Origin of the sequence: Steroidobacter sp. (assembly GCF_016790065.1) — a bacterium.
Lineage (GTDB): Bacteria > Pseudomonadota > Gammaproteobacteria > Steroidobacterales > Steroidobacteraceae > Steroidobacter.
In genome coordinates, this window is sequence record NZ_JAEUPY010000573.1 from 1 (window position 1) to 7,857 (window position 7,857).

Consider the following 7,857-nt stretch of genomic DNA (forward strand, 5'->3'; position numbering starts at 1 on the left):
GGTGACCAACGAATCGATTCAGGCAACACGTCCTGCGTGACGCCAGCACTCTCGACAAGAACGGCACCGTCACTTGAATGAATCGACACCGACCACGTAGCAAGCGCAGCCGTCGGTGTGATCCGACGAAGCGGTAGTGGCTCGTCTGGGCTCGGAACATACACGCCCTCGTTGCGAGCGAACGCCACAGCGCGCCCATCGGGCGCTGTTGTCCATGCTGCGGTCGATCTGTTCGCAAGCACCTTCGCTTGCTGCCGCTTGATATCGATCAGGAGCAACTGACCTTGCGCACGCTGTGGCGACGACGACAACTTTCCGCTGTATAAAGCGCTCACCGTCGGCCGTTCGCCAATCGCAGCGTCCCGCCAAGCCGCGCCCGCTAGACGCGGCGTCGCTTCAAGGTCACTTTCGATCACGGCTCGCGTTGGCTGCTCCGATGCCACTGGCAACAGAATCTGCGAGTTCGACAGCCACACGAATGGCGGCCGGTCGTAGTCCTGCAACTCGACCTCTCTCTCGGACAGCTGAATGAGTTGCTTCGAAGCCTTGCGCCATCCCCACAACGTCACGCGACCATCACGTGTCGATAGCATGGCCAGCCACTGACCGTCGGCGGACCACTGTGGCGCCCACCACCCCGATGCATTCCGCTCGCCTTGGGTCAAATTGGTCACCGGCTCGCCCGATGCCAGTTGCATCCATACATCGGCCCTATCGTTACTCAGCAGAAACTCTCGCTGATGATTGAGCAGCGTCTTGCGAGCACGCAGGCGAGTGAATGCCAGAGATTTGCCATCGGCAGAAAAGGCGAACGGCCCGCCATAAGCATGGCCGATGCCTTCCATCTCGAAGATGTCGTCGACCTGCAGCGGCCGGCGCTGCTGAGTGCCGGTAGCGCCAGCCACCGGCATCAGTAGCAAACCCGCGAGCATAAGCAGGAAGGCCTTGCCACCAGCGCGCCGCGACGGGCGCGCCGGTGCTGCACTCCTCACCACTTGTAGCTCAGGCGAGCTGATGTCGTGGTCGGATACGCATAGGCGATGCCGAAATCCGCGCCGCCGTACTGGGACGTGTAGATGCGCTCGTTCAACAGATTCTGCACGTTCAGTTCGAGCAGCAATGCGTCACTGATGTTGTAGGACGCCCGCAGATCGACGCGAGTGTAGGACGGCAACGCGAAACTGCCGACCGAATCCACTTCACGGGAACTGCGCCCGACGACGCCGCCGCCGAAAGTCAGTGAGCGCAGCGGACCTTCCAACATCTCGTAAGTCACGAACACCGAGTAGGCATTCTCGGGCGATGCCGGCGGACGCTGGCCGACTTCCATGGGATCGGCCGAGGACTTCACATCAACGTCCAAATACGCGTAGTTCGCCACCAGATTCAGACCAGGCACTGGCTCGCCGATCAGCTCCAGCTCGACGCCCTGGTGGATCTGCTCACCCACGTTGAAATACGCAGGCGGCAGGCCGGGTGGACGCGCGAGCCGCGAAGCGGAGTCAGACCTTTCGATGCGAAACGCCGCAGCGCTGTACATGACGCGACGTTCCGCCAGTTCGCCCTTGAAACCTACTTCGTACTGCGTGCCCTTCTCCGGATTCACCGACGTGCCGTCGAGGCGCAGTAAGGTCTGGTTGAAAATGATGCCTTCGCTATAGCTGGCATACACATTGTGATGATCGGCCAATGCGAAGATGAGCGCGGCGCGCGGCACCCAATCGTGATCGGTTGAATCGTTGATGGTCACGTTGGTGCGACCGCCGAACGCGTAGTTGCGCACCGAGGTCTCGATGGCCGAATAGCGCATGCCAAGCAGCATCGACAGGCGGTCGGTAGGCTTCAGATGAGCCATGAACGACACGCCTGAGAAATACTGCTTGCTGCTGAAGAACTCTCCGGTCACGTGCGTGGGCTGCGGAGTGCCTCGCAACGGGCCGTCGACAAATACGTTGGCCGGCATGGACGAGTACACATCCACCCGAGGGCTGAACGACTCGTTGCTGCGATGGTCGGCACTCACCAACAGGCGCTGCTCTCGCCCGCCCATAGTGAGCGACTTCTCCACCGACGCATCGAAACTCAGATCTTCCTTGGTCTTGCGCTCGTTGAACGGCGACAGTGCAGTATCGCCCGCCGTGTTGGCGCCGAACATCACGCCGGTGACGTTGTTCATGTTGATACGCGAGTAGCCGGCATTCAATGACAACTTCAGGCTATCGCTGAGCGCATGATCCACGCCCGCGAACAGGAAGGAGTTCTTGCTGTCGATCTTGAAAGCATCCGCGCCGTAGTTCCGATCGCGCGGTAGCCGTGGCAGCGAATAGGCAGTGCCGTCGTAGAGCAGAGGAAAGCCATCGCTAGTGATGCCATCCAGTTGCTGGTAGTAGCCCTGCAGCAGCACCTGCGTGTTCTCGAAGTCGAGCAGCAAACTGGGCGCGAACAACACACGATCATCCTGCGTGGAATCGATGAATGTCGACGCATCCTGTACCGCAGCCACGGCCCGACCGCTCACCACATCGCCTGAACCCAGCGGGCCCTGCACGTCCGCCTGCAGTCGTCGGAAATCATAGCTACCGACCTCCGCGCTGACATTCGCAGCGAACACTCGGCTCGGCCGCTTCAGCACCCGATTGAGCGTGGCCCCATAATCCGCCTCGCCGTACAACGAAGAAGCGGGACCTCTGACGATCTCGACCCGATCCATGGCGAAATAATCCAGATCCACTTCGCTGTCGGCCGACAGACCATTGATTCGGAAAGATCGCTCGCGATTCACATCGAAGCCTCGCGCGACCAGATTCGCTTGCGTGCCATCGCCGATGCCCAGCAGCTCGACGCCTGGCACGTACGCAACCAATCCAGCAGTATCGTTGAGACGCGCGATGCTCAGAAACTCCGAGGACAGCACCGTCAGCGCCTGTGGCGTTTCGATGATGGGCAGCTCGAACTTCGACGCGGCGTTGGAAACTTCGGGACGGAACTTACGTTTGGCCGTCACCACGATTTCATCGATGCTGCCGTCGGCTTCGTAGTTCGTCGTCTGCGCCAAGCGCAGCGGCCCGTTGGTGGTACTCGACGTAGCCACGTTCTTCTGTCGGATCAGCACCACGGCCGACGAAGTGAATTCATACGTCAGGTCCGTGCCGGCCAACAGCAGCCCCATCGCCTCATCGATGGTGAAGTCTCCCTGCAGTCCAGCGACATGTTTGCCGCTCAGCAGTTCAGGACGGTACAGCACCTTGCCATTGACGGTGAGCGCCACGGCTTGCAGCGCCGACTCCAAGCTTTGCGCCGGGATGTCCAACGCATAGCGTGTCTGTAGTGCGGTGCTCGCGGCAGGCTCGGCAGCCGCAAGTGTTGTTGAAGAAGCAAGACATCCGAGCAGACTCAAGGCAAGAACATGCGAGACGCGATCGTTGCGGCGGGTTACGGCGGCCATTGCAAACTCCCCAGCTGACTTGTTGTGAGCGACTAGCTGCCTGCTAATACGCACCGGCCGTCAAACCCCTCCGCAAATATTTTTAGTAACGATGGATCAACGACGCGCACGCAGCTCGATGACATCGTCCGCGTGCTGCGATTGAATCGGAAAGTATTCTGCCAGCGCCTCGGCGAACGCCTCAGCGTCACTCGCTCCGAACACACCACTGACCGGCCACTGCTCGATGGTGGGATCGGCCACTTTCAATTGCACACGGGAGTAGCGATTCAATCGCTCCACTGCGATCCGCAGCGGCTCCCGCTGGAATATGACTTTTCCCTGGCGCCACGCGACCGCGGCCGCAACATCCACATTCTCGTTGAGCACTTGGTCGCCACTCGGATCAATGCGCAGAGCATCGCCGGGGTTGAGCACTGTCGCAGGACGCGAAGCTACTCGTGGCTTATCGGCACTGCCACTCGCCGGAGACTCGATGACTCGTTCGACCAGGCGCTCGGCCGCGGAGCGATGCGACTCGACCCGCACCCGCCCTTCCAGCAAAGCCACTTGGATTCGATCGCCTATGTACTCGACCGTGAACGACGTCCCCAGCGCCTCGATCACTTCGTCGCCCGCACGCACGCGAAACGGCCGATTCTTATTCTTTGCAACTTCAAACTGCGCCTGACCTTCAAGCAAGTCGATCGCTCGGACTTTGTCGTCGTACCTCACTCTGACGCGCGTCAGTGCATCCAGCGTCAGCCGCGAATCGTCGGCAAGTAGAATCGTCCGCTGCTCGCCAATGCCGGTGACGTACACGTCGCCCCGGTGCGTCACTACCAGACTCAACAGCACAGCCAACACGCACACCGCCGCGACGGCAGCGAACGCTCGCAAGCGCACGGCCCCTCGTGAGTTGCCAGCCAACGTCCACCGCTTCACCTGCGCGCGTCGAACACTGGCAAGCGCTTGTTCGCGAGCAAGCACCAGTTCCGGCAACATCGCATGGCTGCCGCAGTCCTCCCACGTCTGCTGGGTTTGCTCCCACAGCGTGACGTGCTCAGGACTGGCGGCGAGCCACTCCTGCAAGGCCGCTTCATCAGCGACGGACAGCCGACCCTGCTGGCTGCGCAGGAACCAGGCAGCGGCCTGCTCTTCCTCGGTCAGAGGCAGCTCATCCGATTGCGGCGACTCGTGCGCTGAGCGTGTGGTTTCGTCCATGGTCATTTCCGGATCCTGCCGAAGCGCCGCGCGGTGAGATGCGCCAGCGCCCGGATCATGTGCTTCTCAACGGTACTGGCCGGCATGCCCAACGCTTCGGCGATCTGCAGATAGGTCATCTGTTCCAGGCGTTGCAGTATGAAGATTTCGCGGGTGCGCTCCGGCAGCTCGGCCATGGCCCGGACCACCCGCACCATCTCTTCCCAGCTGGCCACTGCCTGCTCGGGCGGATTGCCTTCGCCTTCGCTGTACGGCGCTTGGTCGTCCCATGGCAGCACCACACCGCGAATCCGCCGACGACGCCCGCGATCGCGCCAACGGTTCACAGCGGCACGGAAAATATAGCCCCGGGCGTGCTCTGGAGATTTCCATCCCGCATAACCGAGCGCGCTGACCAACACGTCGTGGGCCAGATCTTCGGCTTCAGCCTCACTGCCGCAACGACGCTTGAAATACTCTACGAGCGCCGGTCGCATCTGCGCAGTGAGCAGTGCCCGATCGATCTGATCGTTCGAAACTGGGTCTGAGTTCATGCGGCACGAAGCGCGGCAATGGCCGCGGTGCTAGCGTGGACCCGTCAACCTAGGCTTGCAAGATCGGTCCAGAAAATAAAGATTGGAGGTGTTTGGCGACTGGTGCGTAGTGCTGAAATCAGTCCCTGCCACACCGCCCATTGACGCTGCGTTCTGGCGACAGCTTTGGCGCGGCGTAGTCCGCGCCACAGATCAGGGTTCGCTCGCAACGCTGCTCGAACAGCTCGCGCCAAGTCACCGGCAGCGTGGACTTATCGTCGCCAGAGATGCGCAGGCGACTCATTCTTCTCTCGATGTATTCCTGGTCGTTGCACAGCCCTCTCGACGGCACCGCCGAGGTGAGCTCGGCCGGCAGCGCCAGGAACACCACCGCATCCACCTGCTCCTGAGCGGCCATGAGGATGGCAGGATTGAACTTGGCGGTTTTGTGGATCGCCGCCGGATCGCCAATGATGTATTGCCCCACTGGCACCGCGCCCCATGGCGTGCCTCGCAAACGAATGAACGCCGGCAGTTGCACAAGCCCCGCAGCTCGCTCGAACTGTCGTGGATCGGTCAGTGACACGACGACGGAGAACACACTCGCACCGTACTCTTCGCGAAGAATGGACATCTCCCACGAGTCGCCCGATTCCACCGCACCGGCTGGCTTCGCCTTCAGGGTGTGCATGTTCCCCTGCAGGACCAACGCTTTCCGGCCGCGTTTCAGTACTTCCGTCGCAATCCTTTTCGCAATCCAAGGACTGTCATTGCGCCAAGGTGCCGTCGATGCCTGCTGCTGAGCCTGCAAGTCCGCACGCGATTTCACCTTGGACCAGTCAACGGGCGATCCGGCCAACAGCACGCGCATGGGCCTTTTATCTGGGTGTAGTTTGTTGCGTGCACGGACTGCCCAATAGAGCTCTTCGTACATCGGCAGATCGAACATCCCTATGGGATTCGAGTCTTCCCAGGCTCGACGCAGCTGTGCGTAAGGCACATCCTCGCCAGCGGTGAAGCGATCCACCGTGGCTTGATGAACAGCGTTGCCCGCTTCCAAAACCACATCGTCCACCAGATCCGTCACTCCCGGATCTCGCAGCAGGCGCAGCCAGTAGCGCCCCATCGGTTCGATGGCATGCACTTCGCCGACAGCGACGATTTGATGTTCGCGCAGCGCTGAGATCACCCCAGCAACCGGATCGATTGGCGCCGCTGGCGCTGCACTCTCCGCGTGCGCCCCACATAGCAGCGTCGAAGCTGCACTCGCCAGTATGATTTTTCGTAGCTTCATGACACCCCGAGCGAACAGCCGCAGTCGTCTTGCCAGGAGAGTGTGCGGCGCTGGCAAAGTCCGGAACCGCGACTCAAATGCCTTGCAAGTTAGTTGAGAATCGTTATCATTTGGACATCGCCCGCCCGTGAACGGCCCTCCGCTGCTCACAACCTGCCAGCGCTGGTTTGTCTGGAGAGTGCCCCCATGAGCACCGTCGAAATTTCGGCGTTGGAGCGATTCATCCTGTGGAGTTTTCGGATCGGGCTGGCGCCCAGCGATCCGGCGCTGACCCATCGCTTGTTACATCGCGCATTTCATTCGGTGCGCATCGGCGCAGCGCTACCGCACTTTATACGGATCACCACTCACGTGAGTCGGATGTGGCACACCATGCAGCGCGCTCCCGATATTCATTGCACTTGCTGTAATGTCATCGGCCACGATGAATGGCGGCTGTTACAAATGCTCGCGGCCTTGCAGGCCCGAGATGTGAGCCAGGCCATGCGTCATTTGGATGTCGTGTTGCCGGCCGGCGGCTCGCGACGGGTGTTGCCAGCGGCGATGCACGTGGCCGCGAGCCTGAGCAGCGCCGGCTGGGTGCTACATCCGATCAATCTGCAAATCGCCAACCAACCCCTACCCTCGCCCGCTGCCCTCAGCTTGCACTGACAGCACCGATCGCTTCACTCGATGACGACGATGCTGAAACGCGTCGTGCGCCGCTCGCGATTCACGTAGTTGAAGTTCACGTCGGAGGCGAACTCGATGGACTCGCGTGCGGCGATCCGCCGCCGAGTGCGAGCGAACTCGATGGTCAACGCGCCGGACGCCACATAGATGATGTGTTTCATTCCCTTACGGTCGGGGCTGGTTCGATAGCTCTGGCCCGGCGCCAGACTCCATTCCCATAACTCGACGGACTTGGTCGCGGCAGCGCTTTGTAACAGCAAGCCCTGGCTGCCCTTACTCGCTCCCTGCCATACCAGCATCGGCTGTTCTGCTGGCGTCGCCGCGCCTTCACGAATCAAGTCAGCGAACGCGATGCCGAGCGCATTGGCGATGCGGTCGAGCGTCGCCAGACTGACGTTGCTTGCTTCGGCCTCGATCCCCGCCAACATGCGCCGGCTCACTTTTGCTCGTCGCGCCAGTTCCTGCTGCGTCCAGCCGCGATGCTCACGCTCCGCGCGAACACGCAGTGAAACGTGGTTGAGCAATTGATCGGTGGGCACTTTCATACGTTCGAAGGGGATCGGAGCGGTGTGCAGTATATTGCGCTGACGACGGCACGTGCAATATATTGCACTCGGACACCGCCCCTCAGCCTCCGCCGACGCAGGAACTCCCTTGCGCTCCACCGTACCGGTCCGCTTTCGCATCTTGGGCGTGCTGATCGTCGTCAGCCTGATCAACTACGTCCTACG

The 7,857-nt window shown here is 61.1% G+C and carries 7 protein-coding genes; 1 reads left to right on the forward strand and 6 read right to left on the reverse strand.

All coding sequences use genetic code 11. From position 1 onward, the window contains the following. The 5 genes from JNL55_RS23870 to JNL55_RS23890 all read right to left on the reverse strand — a co-directional run. Positions 1–992 (reverse strand): TolB family protein (locus tag JNL55_RS23870; RefSeq protein WP_293860052.1); only part of this gene is annotated, 992 nt, incomplete at its 3' end. Continuing rightward, the gene (locus tag JNL55_RS23875) at positions 989–3,445 is read right to left on the reverse strand and encodes a TonB-dependent siderophore receptor (RefSeq protein ID WP_293860054.1); all 2,457 of its coding nucleotides are present in this window, start codon (positions 3,443–3,445) and stop codon (positions 989–991) included. The genes JNL55_RS23870 and JNL55_RS23875, both read right to left, overlap by 4 nt. Positions 3,446–3,541: 96 nt before the next feature. Continuing rightward, positions 3,542–4,654, reverse strand: a complete 1,113-nt coding sequence (locus JNL55_RS23880) for a FecR family protein (protein ID WP_293860057.1) — start codon at positions 4,652–4,654, stop codon at positions 3,542–3,544. Next, the gene (locus JNL55_RS23885; RefSeq protein ID WP_293860060.1) at positions 4,651–5,181 is read right to left on the reverse strand and encodes an RNA polymerase sigma factor; all 531 of its coding nucleotides are present in this window, start codon (positions 5,179–5,181) and stop codon (positions 4,651–4,653) included. The genes JNL55_RS23880 and JNL55_RS23885 overlap by 4 nt, the downstream gene beginning before the upstream one ends. A gap of 118 nt (positions 5,182–5,299) precedes the next feature. Further along, a complete protein-coding gene (locus JNL55_RS23890) occupies positions 5,300–6,454 on the reverse strand; it encodes a hypothetical protein (RefSeq protein ID WP_293860063.1) in 1,155 nt (384 codons plus the stop codon). Positions 6,455–6,640: 186 nt separating this feature from the next. On the opposite strand from JNL55_RS23890, the gene JNL55_RS23895 reads away from it, so the two are divergent. Then, complete coding sequence (locus JNL55_RS23895; RefSeq protein WP_293860066.1) at positions 6,641–7,105, forward strand: hypothetical protein; 465 nt, start codon at positions 6,641–6,643, stop codon at positions 7,103–7,105. Positions 7,106–7,119: 14 nt separating this feature from the next. Here JNL55_RS23895 and JNL55_RS23900 read toward each other — a convergent pair whose 3' ends face one another. Beyond that, positions 7,120–7,671: an XRE family transcriptional regulator gene (locus JNL55_RS23900; protein WP_293860069.1), complete on the reverse strand. Its 552-nt coding sequence runs from the start codon at positions 7,669–7,671 to the stop codon at positions 7,120–7,122. Positions 7,672–7,857: the final 186 nt, after the last annotated feature.